This window comes from Rubripirellula reticaptiva, assembly GCF_007860175.1.
GTDB lineage: Bacteria > Planctomycetota > Planctomycetia > Pirellulales > Pirellulaceae > Rubripirellula > Rubripirellula reticaptiva.
The window spans coordinates 772,414-789,069 of the sequence record NZ_SJPX01000001.1 but is presented as its reverse complement, the minus strand read 5'-3'; the positions used below and the strand labels follow the sequence as shown (position 1 = coordinate 789,069).

Here is a 16,656-nt window from a genome sequence, read left to right as displayed (position 1 = left end):
TGGCGACCCGTTTGGCCGCCTCACCCAAACCTGCGGCAATTCCGTAAAAACCCCTTAACGTTTTTCAGAAAGTTTTTCCCAGCTACTTCGGGCTCCACCAAACCTGGACGTCATCCAGCTTGATCCGCCCCTCGCCCGATACTTCGATCCGCAGCGTCGTATCGGTTACTGGCGGCCAAGTTTGGTCGGTGGTTTGGAATGTGCCCTCGGCGGCGGTCCACTGATCGGCCGCCGGTCGGAATTCGATGACCTGTGATGCGTCCAACCAAACACGGCACGTCGCCGGTCGGTCGTCGACCGTTTTCGCCCAAATCTCAATTCGGTAGTTCGACGCCGGCTGAACCGGAAACACTTGAATTACGCTTCCGCGGGTTGCAGCGGGAATCATCAAACACTGTTCGCCGTCATGCGAATCATCTCGAATCACACGAGCATCCGCGTCGTCGGTCCAATAACGAGTTGAGCCAAGTTCGAAACCACCGTTCAGCACGGCAGCACGAAACGGACCTTCATCGGCGACGGGGACTTCAAAGTCGCTAATCCGAGGGATGGTCACTAACGATTCCAAGAACGTTTTCATCGCTGGCAGCTTTTCGTTCTCGGGTGCAACCTTCTGCATCGATCCGTAACGCAGGCCCAGCGGACGAATCACCGTCAGCATTAAGTCAGTCGCCGGTTCCAAGATGCGAGCCCGCTGGATAGCCTCTCTCGATTCTTTGTACCGCGTGGTCGCACCAAAAATTCTGGCTTGCCCCAGCATGGCTGCCGCCCGGTGGTCTGTCGTTCTTGCTTTGGCAAAGGCTTCGCGATACGCCGTCATCGCCTCGGCAAGTCGGTCGCGGTGTTCGAAACATCGTCCAAGTCCCCAATCAATCCAGTCATGGTTTGCGTCAATGCGTTTGGCGGCGTTAAGGTGTGCCGTCGCTCTGCCGATTTGCGCAGCACTGGGCCGTTCGTCTTGCAATTCCAGCAATCCCGCCACGGCGTGAGCAAGGGCGGAATCAGGTGATCGCCGAATCGCTTCCTCGGCAGCCAGCTTCGCTTCGTCGAATCGATCCTGACCAAGCCGAATTGATGCCAACAGTGCGGGGAACTTCGGGTCTTTGGCCGATCGATCCGCCATCGCTTTGACAACCTCGGCCGCCTCGTCGCGCCCCCTCAAATCATCCGCGCGGACCAGAGATGCGTCGACAATTGGAACTAACGCTAGTGTCAGCTTCGAAGTCTCGGTGAACCGGTCGATCGCTCGGTCGACACGTGCCGCATCATCAGAGTCAAAATCGTAGATTGCCAGTCCATGTTGCCAGCCGACCCAGGGCTGTTCACCTTCGAGTTGGTTTCGCGACAAACGATCGGCTTCTGTCGCATCCGCCAAACTCCATCGGCGAAGCTCGGCGGCTCGGCGTTTTCGATCGGCTGCGTCGAACTGAGAATCGGCCGCCGGTAAACGCTCGATCAGTCTTGCTTGGGCGCGATACATCGATGATCGATCGGCAAACGCAAAACACTTCTGAGGTTCGATTGCGATACAACGCCCGATGGCTTGGATCGCGGCGTCGTATTGGCGTGGGTCGTCGCCACCGTCTCGCTCGGCCATTAAGAATTCGACCTGGGCGAGCGCCAAACTGGTCCAGTAATGGTTGGGTCGCTGAGTCGACGCGCGGAGGAACAAGTCGCGCGACGTGACCAATGAGTCATCACCCTGGTAATTGCGAAAGAACAGTTCGAAATTCGGGTCCATCGCCGCAATCATCGACAAGACGCCCAGACCATGTGAGTCCGTCGCAGTCTGAGGCAATCCAAGCTCACTGGCAGCCAAGCGTGATCCCTTCATCAATCGAAACTCGGCAGCGCGACGATACCAGTGGGCGGCTTCGGAACGGCGAAACATCTCGATTCGCCGGCTGACGATTTCAGCCGATCTGCATTCGCTCTTGCCTTCACTGGTGCGCAAAAATCGTCGCGTCGCGCCGAACAGTCCGCCGTTTGAAGTAATTCGCCCGATACCCGTCAATCGCGTTCCAGCGGTCTTGATCAGCATCGCGTCGAGCAACATCCATTGCTGGTAAACGTCCCATCGCAGCCGGTCTGCTTGTTCGGGTGAAAGATCGCTCGCCGGTAATCGAAACCACCAATCGGGATGATCCCAAACGCCAAGCGATTCCAATGACGCACGACAAGCGGCAATGGAACGGCTGTCGCGGGCTAATACGTTGTAGAGACTGGTTTCGTCGGCGTATTGATAGAAGTCGACGATGCGGCTCAGCTGAATCGCTTTCTCGGCGGTTTCGTCCTGGATGTCGCGCAGTTCGGGTTCCTCGTCAAGCGAGTCAATGGCGCGATTCAAGACGCCGAGCGCCGATGAGTATCGATTGGCAGCAATTTCCTTCTCGGCCAAATCGATTGCGCCTTCGGCAGACGTTCGCAGCTCAATCAGTCGTCGGGCGGACACGACATCGAGCGCCAACGCGTTGGCATTGTTCTCTCGTTCGATGCGAAACTGTTTCGCCTTTAGCGTGTTCCAGATCGCGGACCCCGATATCGAACCGACCGTGACCAGAGTCGCTGCGACAGCCGCCGAATAGGCCAGCGTGCGGTGGCGACGGACCCAGCGGCCGATCAGCACCGGCCGCGAATCGCGATGGACCGAAACAGGTTCGTCCGCTAGCCATCGTTCGATGTCCGTCGCCATCTCCGAAACACTTCCGTAACGACCTCGGGGTTCACGCGACATGGCTTTTAAGCAAACCGCCTGCAGCGCTGGTGGAACATCGGCGACGATATCACGTGGCGGCGGAAATTCACCAGCGATGATGCGAGGCAACAGACGTTTGAGCGAGTCGTCGCGATGTGGCGGAAGTCCTGCCAAGATTTCGTATAGCGTTGCGCCCAGCAGATAGATGTCCGTTCGCGTGCTGATTTCGTCGATCCGTCCGTCGGCTTGTTCGGGACTCATGTATTGGGGCGTGCCCACGGTGCCACCAAAACGTGTCGGCGTCGAGTCGCTATTTTGCCGAATCTCATCAATGATCGCCTGAGTCATCGATTCGCTTTGCGGCGCATCGAGCAGCTTTGCCAAGCCCCAGTCGACGACCAGCGTTTCACCATAGGGACCAACCATGATATTGGCCGGCTTGATGTCGCGGTGCAAGATTTTGCGGCTGTGGGCATAGCTGATCGTATTGCAGACATCGACAAATTTTCCCAACAACTGGCGCAAACCCAGTTGCCGCACCGACGGCGTTTCATGCGGATTGGAATCATGGTAGTCAACAATCGCTTGTTTAAGCGTGTCGCCTTGAATGAACCGCATCGCGTAGAAACGCCGTCCGTCGGGCCAAGTTCCCATCGCGTAAACCGGCACGATGCCCGGATGTTCTAGCCGCCCGGTGACTTCGGCCTCTTGGACGAATCGTTCGCGAGCTTCACGGTGATTCTTCCACTGGGGTTTGATCTGCTTGATTGCGACTTGGCGGCCGAGTTGTTGATCCAGCGCGATCAGTACTTCGCCGAGTCCGCCTTGTTGATGCCGCGACAAAATTCGAAACCGACCGGTTTCGCCGTCATCGTTTGACGGACTGTCCGGATCAAAATGATCAGTCACGGCATGATGCGGTTCGGGCGATCCGTAGTCGTCGACGACTTGCTTTGCGATAAAAGCCGATTTCAAGAAATCTTCGCCGGCGGCGGCTTCATCGGCGGCCAGCAAATCATTGACCTTGGACCTTAGATTTTCGTCACCTGCACATTGACGATCGATGAATGCGTCCCGCTCGGTGGCCGGCAGGTCGAGGGCGTCGAAGAAGATTGATTCAACGCGAGCGGCGTTCTCAGGATCTGGATCGCTCAAAACGGCTGGGCTCCCAACTGCGGATATGGCTGAGCACTAGGATAGCGTCTGGTTGTTGCGGAAATGGTTCTCGCGACACCTATTAACACGTCCTGGCACCGACTAAATTGTTCGCCTATGAACAATCTATTTGAATTAAACGACGATGTCGCGGTCGTCATCGGCGGCACGGGCGAGCTTGGCGGAATGATGGCGGAGGCCCTCGGGTCCTTCGGTGCAAAAGTGGCCGTGGTCGGCCGCAATGCCGAACGTGGAGACGCCCGAGCCAAGAAGATCACTGACGCCGGCGGGCAGGCCAAATTCTTCGCAGCCGACGGGTTATCGGCCGAATCGCTGGACGAAGCTCGTCAAGCGATCAAGAAATGGTCGGGCAGTCCGGCTTCAATTCTGGTCAATGCGGCCGGCGGAAACCGGCCCGACGCCACGATCCCGCCTGGCGGCGATATTTGTAAATTGCCGCTCGATGCGTGGCGTGACGTCTTTGATCTGAACTTGGTCGGCGGTGCTCTGTTGCCGAGCCAGATTTTCGGACCCGACATGATCGCCGCAGGCGTCGGCAGTGTGATCAATATCGCCTCGATGTCAGGCATGATCCCGTTATCCCGCGTCGTCGCGTACTCGGCAGCCAAAGCGGCGGTCATCAACCTGACGTTGTGGTTGTCCCGAGAATGGGCGACGACCGGCGTTCGGGTCAACGCGATCAGCCCAGGTTTCTTTCCTGCTGAACAGAACCGAAAACTTTTGTTCAACGATGACGGTTCGTATACCGAGCGTGGTGGACAAATCATTGGCCACACACCGATGGATCGATTCGGCAAGCCTGACGAATTGGCCGGCGCAGTTGTATGGTTGGCCAGTCGACGAGCATCGTCGTTTGTGACCGGCCAAAATATCGCGGTCGACGGCGGCTTTGCTTCGGTCACCATCTGATCGGTCGTTCCTCGGCAATCCTCTGTAAAACTTAACTTTCCCATCACCAAAATAGATTCAAGAACATGAGCGGACTGAACATTCCTAGCGGCGAAAAAGCAATCGATTTCTGTGCACTCGGTGCATTGGTTCACCGTCTTGATCCGGGCGTGATCCCGTTTCGCACCGCTAACAATTTTGAAGTCCACGTATCCGGTGGCGAATACAACTGCGCCGCTAATTTGTCATCTTGCTTTGGTTTGAAGACCGCCGTTGCTACGGCTATGGTCAACAACCCGATCGGTGAATTGATCCAGCGCCAAGTCGCGGCGATGGGGGTCAAGCCGTTCTACAAGCACTTCAAGCACGACGGTGTTCGTGGCCCTAACATGGCGACCGTTTACAGCGATCGCGGTCAAGGCGTTCGTGCCCCGGTTGTGTTCTACAACCGAGCCAACGAAGCGGGCGGAATGCTGAAGCCAGGCGACTTTGACTGGGACAAGATGTTTGCCGGTGGCGTGCGTTGGGTTCACAGCGGCGGGATCTTTGCAGCATTGTCGGAAACCACCGCCGAAGTCGTGATCGAAATGATGGAAGCCGCCGGCCGCGCCGGTGCAATTCGTTCGTTCGACCTGAACTATCGCGCCAAGTTGTGGGACACCATTGGTGGTCTGGCGAAGGGCCAAGAAATGATGGCCAAGATCGTCAAGAACGTCGACGTTCTGATCGGTAACGAAGAAGACCTGCAAAAGGGTTGTGGCATCAAGGGACCAGACGTCGAAGAAAAGTCAGACGGAAAGCTGGACCCCAAGAACTTCTTCAAGATGATCGGCGATGCGGTCGAGAAGTTCCCCAACGTCAAAGCGGTCGCGACAACGTTGCGAGAAGTCCACTCGACCAACCGGCACTCGTGGAGTGCCGTGCTTTGGTACGACGGCAAAGAATACATCGCACCGACTGCCGAACTGGACGTGATCGATCGCATCGGTGGCGGTGACGGATTCGCGTCGGGCTTGATCTACGGCTTGATCAACGGACGCACGCCCGAAGAATCGCTGAAGCTGGGCTGGGCCCATGGCGCTTTGTTGACGACCTTCACCGGCGACGTCAGCCGAGCGATCCTGCCAGAAGTCGAAGCTTTCGCCGAAGGCGGCAGTGCACGAGTTCAACGCTAAAAACTCGAAGCGTTTTGTCGATTGAATCAGCCGCGCCGCGGTTGCGTCGGTTTCGTCAACCATAAACTGGGAGTGTCGCCGAAGCGGCTGATCATTGCGTTCGCAAACTGAATTGATCAATCGTTGTCGTCGACGCTACGCGGTCGGCGCCTGTGGCAGTTCCAAGAGGCTGATGATTAGCGGCAGCAGTTGTTTCTTGCGGCTGACGACTTGTTCGAGTTCGTACAGCTTGTCTTCGAGTTGCGGATAGCTGATCTCTTCCCAACCGTCCGGTTCGCTACTCATCAGCAACAGGCTGCCGTTGCTGGCGATGTCGGTAATCAGCAGCGCCGAGAACTCCAGCGAGTTCTGCGCGGCCATTTCTTCCAGCGCTTTGGTGAGTTCGTCTTTACGTTGCCAAAAAAGGTCAAAGCCGATCTCTTCGATTTGTGAAATCGAAAACCGCCGACCCGATTCTTCGAACTCTTTGCAGTCCTCGCGGACGACTTGTTCAGGAGCACAGGATCGCAGCGCTGAGCCAACTTGAAAGAACTCGTTGGCATACTCGCCCATATCGACATCACAAAGTTGTTCAAGCCAATCAAGCATTTCCCGGTCGACGTCCGTTGTCGTCGGTGAACGCAGGAACAACGTATCGCTGATCATTCCCGAAGCCATGCATAACGCGATGCTAGGTGACGGGTTGATGCCGGCACGCTGGAACATTTTGGCCACCAAGGTGCACGTAGACCCGACCGGTTCCATGTAGAACCGCATGGGGTTATTTGACTTTAGCGATCCGCCCAACCGGTGGTGGTCCAATACTTCGATGATGTCCGCGTCTTCAGCACCCTGGACCGCTTGCGACAACTCATTGTGGTCGACCAGAACGATTTCGATCTTGGGTGGATTGACTAAGTCGGTCTTGCTGATCACGCCGAACAGTTTTCCGTTGTCAACGACCGGAAAGATCGTTTGCGAACTGCGGAAAACCTGATGTCTCGCCGCTGCGACCGGCAATTTCGATGACAACTTCATGAAGTTGGTGTCGATGATTGGCTCGATCCGCTGCGCCGTCTTGATCCGCATCGTGGTGGTTGCGGTATCGTACGGGCTGGTGATGACAGAGACACCTTGGGCCTTTGCCAATTGCATCAAGCCGCTCGACAGTTGAAACCCGCCGGTCACAACCAATGCACGCACGCCCATTTCGAGCGCGGGAAGTTGGATCGTTGGTCGATCACCGCTAACGACCAGCAACTTTTCAGGCGGAAACTCTTTCATCCGTCTGGTGAACCCTTCGGCGCTCATCGCACCGACGGTCACGACATAGTCATCGACTCGGTCCGGTTCGACGCTGTGCAGGAACTTGCCATCGACGACGGAGTTTACTTTGGCCAGAGTGCTGGTCACTTGTCGTGATCGGGTCGGGTCGACGCCGCCTTGCAGCATCAATTCAAGCAGGTCCAAAAGCGTCACGATTCCGGTCACTTGGCCTAGTTCGTCCAGCACGGGAATCGATCGGATTTCGTGGTCGTTCATCCGTTGATAGACGTCAAAGAACACATCATCTTTGGTCGCAACGACCGGCTTGCGATTGCAGACGTCTTCTAATTCGGGGCGGATGTCCATGATGATCCGCGGCGGCTGCAGTTTCGCCTTTTTGAGGGCAAATTCTGTTCGCTCGTTCGGCGTACCGCAGCATGCCGCGACGGCGTCGGGCCGCGTCGTCCGACGCAAAAAATCGGCATACGCAAGCGCGCTGCAGATGGCATCGGTGTCGGGATTGCGGTGACCGAAAACGAAAAGCGACATAGCAAATTAAACCGTGTTGTGGGTGCCGAGGATTGATTCGGCGGCCGCCAAAATCACCTCGGGTTCGCTCATCCGGCCTTCACCGCGAGTCCGGCAACTGAGCCAACCTGATTCTGGGCCGACGAAGTGGCAACCGTCATTGCCAAGAGTGACGACATTCCGTTTGACCGACGGCTTGTTCCACATTGGATCGCTCATCGCCGGAGCCAGCAAAACGGGACACGTGACTTGCAGGTACAGGGTGCTTACCAAGTCATCGGCAGCGCCGCCTGCGAACTTGGACAGTAAATTCGCAGTCGCGGGTGCGACGATCATCAAATCGACACCATCAGCCAGTTCGATATGCGGCCCAAGCGGATAACGGGTGTCAAACATTTCCGTCGCAACCGGTCGCGACGATAGGGCCGCAAGAGTGGGGGCACCGATGAAAGCACCAGCCGCCCCGGTCATCGCAACGCGAACTTTGTAGCCGGACTGAGCCAACCGACTGCACAGAATGGCGGACTTGTACGCGGCGATCCCGCCACCGATGGCCAGCAAGATGTTCTGGCGTGGACGATTCATCGGTTAGCTGATTTCATAAAAGGCCAGGGTGACGAAGAGGGCCCAAAAGGTCGTTCACAGCCCTCCCGACATCCGGGAGGGAGGAACATTAGCGATCCGAATCTTACAGATCCGACATGTCCAAATCGGGGCCTTCCGCCAACGCAATCGCAGCGTCCAGGTCGGCTGACATTGCGACTTCGTTGTCCATGTTCAGGACAATTTTGTCTTGCATGATTTCCTGCAGCACGATCGACATTTTGTCGTGAGTGTCCACGTTCACAAGCGCGCGGCTGCCCTGGTTCAGTTGCACCAAACGTTTTTGAATCAGTGTGCTCAGTTTGAAACGTCCACCGACCTTGTTGACGATTTCTTCTTCTTTTAGTTCTTCGAGCATGGTTGTTTTTCCTTTTGGTCTTTCAAAATTTGACAGATCTCGGCGACCGCCACATCGACGGATCCGTTAATGATTTCGTACTGATATCGATGCAGATACTGCATCTCACTGACCGACGTTTCGAGTCGCGCGGCAATCGCGTCCTCGTCTTCGGTTTTGCGAAGCCGAAGGCGTTTTTCCAGTTCATCCATGCTGCCGGGATGGATGAAAAGCGAGATTGGGTTAAAGGTCTTGTTTTCAAGGATTGTCGTCGCACCTTGGACGTCAATCTCCAAAATTACCCATTTTCCAGCTTTCAGGCCAGAGGCGACCTGTGACTGTAGCGTCCCGTACCAGTGCCCGAGGCCAAACACTTCCTTGCATTCTAGGAACTCGTTGGCCAATTTCCGCTTGCTGAATTCGTCTTTCGACAGAAAAAAGTACTGTACCCCGTCCTGTTCGCCCGGTCGGGGCGGTCGCGTCGTTGCCGAAACGCTCAAAACCAGCGGCAATTCGCATTTGCTCATCAATTCGCGCACGACGGTGCTTTTTCCGGCCCCGCTGGGGCCCGAAATGATGATCAATCGGCCAGGGTATCCGTCACTCATTCCAGATTCTGAACCAGTTCTCGCATTCGTTCGATCGCACATTTGATTTCGACGACGTGTGCCGAAACCTCCGAATCCGACGCTTTGCTGCCGATGGTGTTGGTTTCGCGGAACATTTCTTGGATGACGAAGTCTAGTTTGCGGCCAGTCGGTTCGCGACGGTCGCTGTCGTCATCGCCTGTCAAAACGCGATTGAACATTTGCAAGTGGCTGTCTAGGCGAGTGATTTCCTCGCTAATGTCGACTCGATCCGCATAGATTTGCGTTTCTCGCAGCAGGTCGACTGGCTGGACGTCGATGCTGCGCTCGGAAAAAATCCGGTCGATCTTGGTTTCCAAGCGTTGCCGATACGCCTCGACTGCCCGCGGAGCCAAAATGCGGATTTGTTCCAACGCGGTCGCGATTAGTTCGACATCGCCTCGAAGCGTTGATGCCATGTGAGCGCCTTCGACTTCGCGCATCCTGTCCAAGTCTTCGATCGCAGCGGTGATCCCCGATTTCACAAACGACCACAGTTCGTCGTCTTGTCGGCGGTCTTCGCGAGCCGCAACCAGCACGCCGGGCAGCGTCATTAGCGACGATAATTCAATCGTCATCGCCGGGTCATTCAAATCGTCTCGGACCTGCTGCAATTGCTTGGCGTAGGCCGACAGAACATCGGTATCAATGCCGGGGCCACTGCCGCCGTCGGGTTTTCGCCACGAAACGGCCAACGAAACGCTTCCTCGATGGATCAAGGAACGAGTCAAACTTTCAATTTTGTTGTCGATCGCCGACAGCGAATCGCTAATCCGCGATGAACACTTGAAACCGCGATTGTTGACCGTTCGGACTTCGACGGTCAGGGTCCCCAATTCACCTTGCTGGGCCGCGTGTCCTTGGCCGGTCATGCTACGCACGCCAGCAGGATTGAATGATTTCATAGGTTCAACGCGACGTGGAGATCGCCGAAGCTTTCAGGGGGATGAGTTCGGCGTCCGGGTGCTAGCACGATGGTCATCGGCCTAGGGTAACCCGTCTGTGTGCGATCGAAATCGCCATCCGGCAGCTGGGCTCCGATCTTGGCCTTGGCTCTTGAGAGCGGAATTATTCGGCGGTTGTTTCTTCGGCCGTCGTTTCTTCAGGAGCGGCGTCTTCAGCCACTGGCTCGTCGGCTGGCGTCGTCTTTTCGACCGGAACCATGGCGGGTTCCGGCGTTTCGGTCAGTTCCGCGTCGGCGTCTGGGCCGCTTAAGCTGGCACCGTCAAAGCCGCCCATTGGTGGAATCACGAGTTCGTTGCCGGTCTGGGTGGCTTGATCGCCAGGGCCCGCTGACAGCGTCGAATCTGCGATCGGCGACGGCGCGTGAGTGCCCAGCAACCACATCGTGAAAGCACAGGTGAATCCCCAAACGGCTGCGACCACGACGGTAATCACGGTGAAAGTGTCACCCGCTTTACTGCCGAACGCACTTTGTCCGCCCGGACCGCCCAAGGCACCCGTCAAACCGCCGCCTTTGCCCCGTTGGATCAAGATCAACAGGATCAAGAACAACGACAAAAAGCCCATCAAGAATCCCAGCAGGGTGCTGGAAACACTACCGATTAGCAGAAACGTCATCGAAATACCAAGAACTGTAGATTGAATGGAGAAAGGGGGAGCCGCCGACCTTCACAGGCCTTCATTGTTTAGGCGGGGTTGATGATGCCCATGAAGTCTTCGACCTTCAAGCTGGCACCGCCAACAAGTGCACCGTCAATGTTCGGTTGGCCGAGCAATTCCTTGGCATTGTTCGGCTTGACGCTGCCACCGTACTGAATTCGCATTTGGCCGGCCACATCATCGCTGAACAATTCGGCCAGCAATTTGCGGATGAACGCGTGGACTTCTTCGGCCTGTTCGGGCGATGCCGTCTTGCCGGTTCCGATCGCCCAGACAGGTTCGTACGCAATCACGACGCCAGCGGCGCGAGCTTCGTCGAGTCCTTCAAGTGATCCACGCAGTTGGGTTTCAACGACTTTTTCGGTGTTGCCCGCTTCGCGGTCTTCCAAGGTTTCGCCAACACAGACAATCGGCACCAAGTTGCCAGCCAGGGCGGCGTGCAGTTTTTCGCTAACTTGCTTGTCGGTTTCGCCCATGATCGCCCGGCGCTCGCTGTGGCCTAGGATCACGAATCGGCATCCGACGTCGGTCAACATTGATGGATTGACTTCGCCAGTGAAGGCTCCGTCGGCAGCGGCGTAGACGTTCTGGGCGCCCAGTTCGACAGGGCTTCCAGCGACAACATCAGCAATCGCGTCCAGATAAACCGACGGTGGACAAAGGGCGACTTCGACGGAAGGGTTCTTGCCGACGCCAGCGACGACTCCCTTGGCAAGCGCGACAGCGTCGGCTTTGCGGGTATTCATCTTCCAGTTTCCAGCGATCAAAATTTGACGGCTCAAGCGAGTGTCTCCGGGTTCGGTTGTGTGAGTGTTCGGTCAAGGTGTGTCGGTTGCCCGGCGATGGTCCTCTACAGTGCAAGCAGCAGCTTCAAAGGGCCAGAATGGGTCGATTGCTCGAAAAACACGCCCGAAAACCTTAGGCAAGCCGCGTAATGTACCACCGGGCGGTGGGAATCGTCGAGACCAATGAAATATCGCCCCGCTGATGAGGAGTTTTCGTTGGCCTGGAATGCGGCGCAAGCTGGCCAGCCCGCAGCCAGTCAACTCAGCCCAGCGGCTTGCGGAACTGAACCAACACGTGATCGCGTGCCGAAAACCAAGGCGGCCGGTAACTGGCGGTCGTTCGTTTCTTGGACCCGACCAAACGGCGGTAGCCGGCTAAATAACGACGAGTCAGTTGCGGCGCGGCACGAAATATCAAGTTCATCGACGTTTCCCGGCAAACCTTGCTGAGCGTCCTTCGGCTGTGTGAAAGTGTTGAAACCTTGGCGACCTCGCAGCCCAATTGGTTGGCCGCCCAATGGCACCACGCCGGATTGATGAACGACAAATGTTCGGGATTCGCACAGTACCAATAATCGTTGCCCATCCAACGCCAACTTGGGGCATCAGTGTTTCCGGTTCCCAGGATCAGCACTCCCCCAGGCCGCAGCACGCTGATCGCCAAGCGGATGAAGTGCAGCGGATCGTGAGTGTGTTCCAAAATGTCAAACGCGGTCACGACCGAAAACCTTGGATGGCTTTCTGACGTTTCCAACGATGCTAGTTCTTCAAAGTCGCGAGCGATGACTCGGACGCCGCTATCTTCAGCTCGCGAAACAGCTTCGGGTTGAATCTCGATACCACTCTTTTCGTGACGCGCATCGAGTGAGTTCAAAAAACGACCGTCAAAACAGGCAATGTCCAGAATCGAATGCGTGGTCGTCGATGGTTTGCCAAGCGATTCGATCCAAGCGGCCGCCATTTGCCAATCCGGTCGCTTGTCGGCACCGCTATTCCAGTAACCAACATCGCCGGTCTCGTACAGCATGTCCATCTGGACCTTTGACGGTCGCGGCCACCGGAATTGCAAACTGCATTGCTTGCATTGAACAAGCGACCCGCCCGGCAACGCGACTGGCAGTTGTTGACCGGCCACGTGGTCCGCGTCTGGCAGTTGCCCGCGAGGAATCAGGTCTTGGCCTTGGCAGCTCGGACAGGCGGCAATCTGTGTTTCCACTTGAGCTGGCGAATCAACTTTCAACGGTGCGGAAGGTACCGAGGGATAAAGTACCGAAGAACTAGGAGCCATCTAAACCACTTCTATGAACAAATAAGATGCGATGCGTTTCACGGTAGGCGTTTCATACAAGAATGAAAATGTCAATTCTGTGCGTGCTAGAACGCAAGTGCGCCGTCGACGCTAAGGCTGGTGTACTCCAAAGCCGAAGCCAAACTGCGCTGCGCACAATCAGCGTTGCCGTGTTTCCCGGTTCGTTGCTACCCTCGCCAACGTCTGCATCGACCGCACCGGAAACGTCCATGATCGTCATCGCTCGAAACTTTGGCCAACTCGGCAACCGACTCCTGTTGTCCGCCAACCTAATCGCGGCTGCGCGCGAACACGGCGTGCAGTTGTTGAACCCGTCGTTTGCTGGATACGCCCAATACTTTGAATCGACCGCTAACGATTTGTGGTGCCGATTCCCCGTCGCCGAATCTGCTAACCAAGCTTCAGGCCCACCATCGCCAGCACTGCGCACCACGCTGTACAAAGCCGTCTACTTGTCCGGCCGAACGCTTTCGCACTTGCGCATGACGAAGTTTCCGTTTCACATCATTCGTATCACCGATGAACAGCGGTACGATTTGCGAAGTCCCGAATTCATACGCAAAGCCCAAGGCCGCCGGCCTGTCCTGGTCAGTGGTTGGAAGTTTGACGCGGGCAAACTGCTGCATAAACACGCCGACACCGTTCGCCAGTTCTATCGCATTCGAACCGAGCACCAGCAACGCATCGATGAATTGATGCGCCGCGTGCGTGCACAGGGCAACCATGTGGTCGGAGTACACATTCGCCAAGGCGACTACGCCAAGTTTCAAAACGGCCGATACTTTTATTCAATCGATCAATACGTCGCGGCGATGAAACGCATCCGCAATCAATTTTCGGATCGCCAAGTGGTGTTCTTGGTGTGTGGGAATGTGCCGCTGGGCGACAAAGACTTTGGTGACTTGAACGTTTGTCTGGGTACCGGGCAGATTATCGAAGACATGTATTCGCTGGCTGCCTGTGACACATTGGTCGGGCCGCCCAGCACGTACACCGGTTGGGCTTCGTTCTATGGACGTGTGCCATTTCGGTGGATGGAATCGGTCGATGAAGCATTCAACGTAATTGATCCACCGTATTTGGTTGGTGCCGACAATGCACAACCGATGGCTTGCGCGGCCTGATTGGGGATGCTTTCCGATTGATCTCACTGCAACTGATTTCAGTGCAGAGTTTTGAGTGTTTTAAGTGCAGTGTGATGTTAGAAACTGACGATTAAATCGATCAGACGGGGCGCAGGTCGCCAACATGCGAAACTTGTTACTAGCTTGTTGAATCAGTATTCGTGCGTATCAACCATTTCAACAGCCTTCTCGACGGCGGCGCTGCAACGGCAGCCCGTCGATTGCATGCTGAACTGTTGAAGTCCGGTGTCGACAGCCGTTTTCACTATTCACCCAGCCAACTTCGGCGACCCGAGTTCGATGCGTCCTTTGGCCAAACCCGCTGGCAACGACAGGGATTGGCTGCGCGAGCGATTTCGTACGCGACGTTTCGAAAACGACGGCAAGCACTCAAACGTTTGACCCGCATGCGACCGGATGGCGAAGAAGTCTTTACATCGCCTTACGGTGCACCGTACACGGCGTGGAACCGGACTGACTGCGAAGCCGAAATCTTGCAACTGCACTGGGTCGCTAAGTTCTTGGACTACCCCAGCTTTTTTGGTTCGCTCGACCCGGGCCAACCAGTTGTTTGGACGCTTCATGATATGAATGCGTTCACCGGCGGATGCCATTTCAGCGACGGTTGTGATCGATTCAAAACAGGCTGCGGTGGATGTCCCCAGTTGCCGTCTCAGTCCGATTCGGTCGTGACGATTAACGACGCGAGCCGCCTTTACTTTCAGGTCAAACAAGCGTCGCTGGTCGGCGCCAACTTGCATGTCGTTGCGCCGAGCCGATGGTTGTGCGAGGCGGCAAAGTCCAGCCCTATGTTCGCCGGTGCCGGATCGATCAGCCACATTCCGTATGGTGTTCCGGTCGACGATTTCTATCCCATGGATCGCTTGGAAGCTCGCGCCCGTTTGGGGATTGATCCGAACACGACGTTGTTTTGCTTTGGCGCGATGGACGTCAAGAGTCGTCGGAAGGGATCGCTGCCAATGCTGGAAGCGCTCTCGCAGATTGCCGATTTGCCGAATGTCGAAGGGTTGGTCTTTGGCAATGGTGATTTGCCAGAATCCGATCTCCCAAGACCGCCCATTCATCATGTCGGCGCGGTTCATGGGCTGTTAGCTCTTCGTACGGTTTATAGCGCTGCGGATGTTTTTGTGTTGCCGTCGCTCGAAGATAACTTGCCGCTCTCTGGTCTCGAGGCGATGGCGTGTGGAACGCCGATTGTCGGATTCGACGTGGGTGGAATTCCCGACTATGTACGGCCAGGCAAAACCGGCCTGTTGGCTCGGGCGGCTGATTCGGAAGACTTGGGTAAGAAACTGCGTACCATGATCATGGATCCTGCCACCATCGCCGAACAGGGTTTGCGTGCTCGGCGACTGATCGAATCTGAATTCGGCGCGTCTCGCGAAGCCGCCGCCTACCGAGCCCTCTACGCGGCTCTTCTTGAAACGGCATCGGCGTCGCGGTCGATGGCTGCCTGATCGGCCGGTGTTTCAACGACCCTCGCTTCGTCGTTCGGCGGATTGTCTTGATGCTTTATCATTAGGTGCGTTTAGATTTCTCGATCCACCGATTGCCCGTCTTCATCACTCGCGGGCGAGATGTTCTACTGCTTTAACGTCTCTTTCCGCTTATCTTGCGAAGCCAATCCATGCTTGACCTCTACGACAAAATCCAAGAAGCCGCCGCATCGATCCGTGGGCAATTCAACACGGTCCCCAAAGTTGGCATCATTTTGGGTACCGGCCTTGGCAACATCGTTGAAGAAATCGAAATCGAAGCCACCATCGAATACGGTGACATTCCCCACTTTCCAACTTCGACGGCTACCAGCCACCGCGGCCGATTGGTGTGCGGCAAACTCGCTGGGGTTCCGGTGATCGTGATGGAAGGTCGCTTTCACATGTACGAAGGCTACCCGCTAAAGCAGATCACTTTGCCGGTTCGCGTCTTCAAAGAACTTGGCTGCGAGTTGATGATCGTCAGCAATGCCTGCGGTGGTTTGAACCCATATTACAGCAACGGTGACATCATGGTGATTGAAGACCAAATCAACCTGATGGGCGACAACCCCTTGATCGGAATCAACGACGATCGCCTGGGACCGCGCTTCCCAGACATGTGCGAATGCTATGACCCGACCTGGGTCGACCGTGTGATCAGCATCGGTCGTGACCAAGGGCAAGGATTGCACAAGGGAGTCTTCGTCGCAGTCGCCGGACCGAACTTGGAAACGCGAGCCGAGTATCGTTTCTTGCGAACGATCGGCGCTGATGTGGTCGGGATGAGCACGGTACCGGAAACGATTGTTGCCGTTCACTGCGGACTCAAGACGATCGGTCTAAGCGTGATCACGGACATGTGCTTGGCTGACGCGCTCAAGCCAGCCAATGTCGAAGAAATCATCGCCACCGCTAACGAAGCCGCGCCGCGATTGGTAGCAGTCGTCAAGGGCATCGTTGCCGAAGCCGGCCAAACTAGAATTGCCTAACCGCGATCCGGCGATTGGTTTTCAAACTTCTTCACTCAGCCGACGGCGAATTGG

General features: G+C 56.2%; 14 protein-coding genes. 5 read left to right on the top strand and 9 right to left on the bottom strand.

Annotated elements, in window-relative coordinates:
• Window positions 1-82 precede the first annotated feature (82 nt).
• The gene (locus Poly59_RS02965) at window positions 83-3,850 is read right to left on the bottom strand and encodes a protein kinase domain-containing protein (RefSeq protein WP_146532557.1); all 3,768 of its coding nucleotides are present in this window, start codon (window positions 3,848-3,850) and stop codon (window positions 83-85) included.
• Window positions 3,851-3,967: 117 nt separating this feature from the next.
• Between Poly59_RS02965 and Poly59_RS02960 the strand changes: the two genes are divergently transcribed.
• Together Poly59_RS02960 and Poly59_RS02955 are read left to right on the top strand one after the other, a co-directional pair.
• Entirely contained in the window at window positions 3,968-4,780 is an 813-nt protein-coding gene (locus Poly59_RS02960; protein WP_146532556.1) for an SDR family oxidoreductase, read from the top strand.
• A gap of 65 nt (window positions 4,781-4,845) precedes the next feature.
• Window positions 4,846-5,934: a sugar kinase gene (locus Poly59_RS02955; protein WP_146532555.1), complete on the top strand. Its 1,089-nt coding sequence runs from the start codon at window positions 4,846-4,848 to the stop codon at window positions 5,932-5,934.
• 135 nt (window positions 5,935-6,069) lie between these two features.
• Here Poly59_RS02955 and Poly59_RS02950 read toward each other — a convergent pair whose 3' ends face one another.
• The 8 genes from Poly59_RS02950 to Poly59_RS02915 form a co-directional block, all read right to left on the bottom strand.
• On the bottom strand, window positions 6,070-7,728 hold the full coding sequence (locus tag Poly59_RS02950) for a putative manganese-dependent inorganic diphosphatase (protein ID WP_146532554.1): 1,659 nt from the start codon (window positions 7,726-7,728) through the stop codon (window positions 6,070-6,072).
• Window positions 7,729-7,734: 6 nt separating this feature from the next.
• Window positions 7,735-8,292, bottom strand: a complete 558-nt coding sequence (locus tag Poly59_RS02945; RefSeq protein ID WP_146532553.1) for a flavoprotein — start codon at window positions 8,290-8,292, stop codon at window positions 7,735-7,737.
• A gap of 103 nt (window positions 8,293-8,395) precedes the next feature.
• The gene (locus Poly59_RS02940; RefSeq protein ID WP_146532552.1) at window positions 8,396-8,668 is read right to left on the bottom strand and encodes a DNA-directed RNA polymerase subunit omega; all 273 of its coding nucleotides are present in this window, start codon (window positions 8,666-8,668) and stop codon (window positions 8,396-8,398) included.
• Entirely contained in the window at window positions 8,653-9,255 is a 603-nt protein-coding gene (gene gmk / locus Poly59_RS02935; protein ID WP_146532551.1) for a guanylate kinase, read from the bottom strand. The genes Poly59_RS02940 and gmk overlap by 16 nt, the downstream gene beginning before the upstream one ends.
• Window positions 9,252-10,178: a YicC/YloC family endoribonuclease gene (locus Poly59_RS02930; RefSeq protein WP_146532550.1), complete on the bottom strand. Its 927-nt coding sequence runs from the start codon at window positions 10,176-10,178 to the stop codon at window positions 9,252-9,254. The genes gmk and Poly59_RS02930 overlap by 4 nt, the downstream gene beginning before the upstream one ends.
• Window positions 10,179-10,341: 163 nt before the next feature.
• On the bottom strand, window positions 10,342-10,854 hold the full coding sequence (gene secG, locus Poly59_RS02925; protein ID WP_146532549.1) for a preprotein translocase subunit SecG: 513 nt from the start codon (window positions 10,852-10,854) through the stop codon (window positions 10,342-10,344).
• Between the two features lie 68 nt (window positions 10,855-10,922).
• Entirely contained in the window at window positions 10,923-11,678 is a 756-nt protein-coding gene (gene tpiA / locus Poly59_RS02920; protein WP_146532548.1) for a triose-phosphate isomerase, read from the bottom strand.
• A gap of 265 nt (window positions 11,679-11,943) precedes the next feature.
• The gene (locus Poly59_RS02915) at window positions 11,944-12,969 is read right to left on the bottom strand and encodes a class I SAM-dependent methyltransferase (RefSeq protein ID WP_146532547.1); all 1,026 of its coding nucleotides are present in this window, start codon (window positions 12,967-12,969) and stop codon (window positions 11,944-11,946) included.
• A gap of 62 nt (window positions 12,970-13,031) precedes the next feature.
• Here Poly59_RS02915 and Poly59_RS02910 point away from each other — a divergent pair, with 62 nt between their 5' ends.
• The 3 genes from Poly59_RS02910 to Poly59_RS02900 all read left to right on the top strand — a co-directional run bounded on the left by Poly59_RS02910 (window position 13,032) and on the right by Poly59_RS02900 (window position 16,602).
• The gene (locus Poly59_RS02910; protein WP_146532546.1) at window positions 13,032-14,114 is read left to right on the top strand and encodes an O-fucosyltransferase family protein; all 1,083 of its coding nucleotides are present in this window, start codon (window positions 13,032-13,034) and stop codon (window positions 14,112-14,114) included.
• A 161-nt stretch (window positions 14,115-14,275) separates the two neighbouring features.
• Window positions 14,276-15,592 carry a glycosyltransferase gene (locus Poly59_RS02905; protein ID WP_146532545.1) on the top strand — a complete coding sequence of 439 codons (1,317 nt, stop codon included), beginning with the start codon at window positions 14,276-14,278 and terminating at the stop codon, window positions 15,590-15,592.
• A 170-nt stretch (window positions 15,593-15,762) separates the two neighbouring features.
• A complete protein-coding gene (locus Poly59_RS02900) occupies window positions 15,763-16,602 on the top strand; it encodes a purine-nucleoside phosphorylase (protein WP_146532544.1) in 840 nt (279 codons plus the stop codon).
• Window positions 16,603-16,656: the final 54 nt, after the last annotated feature.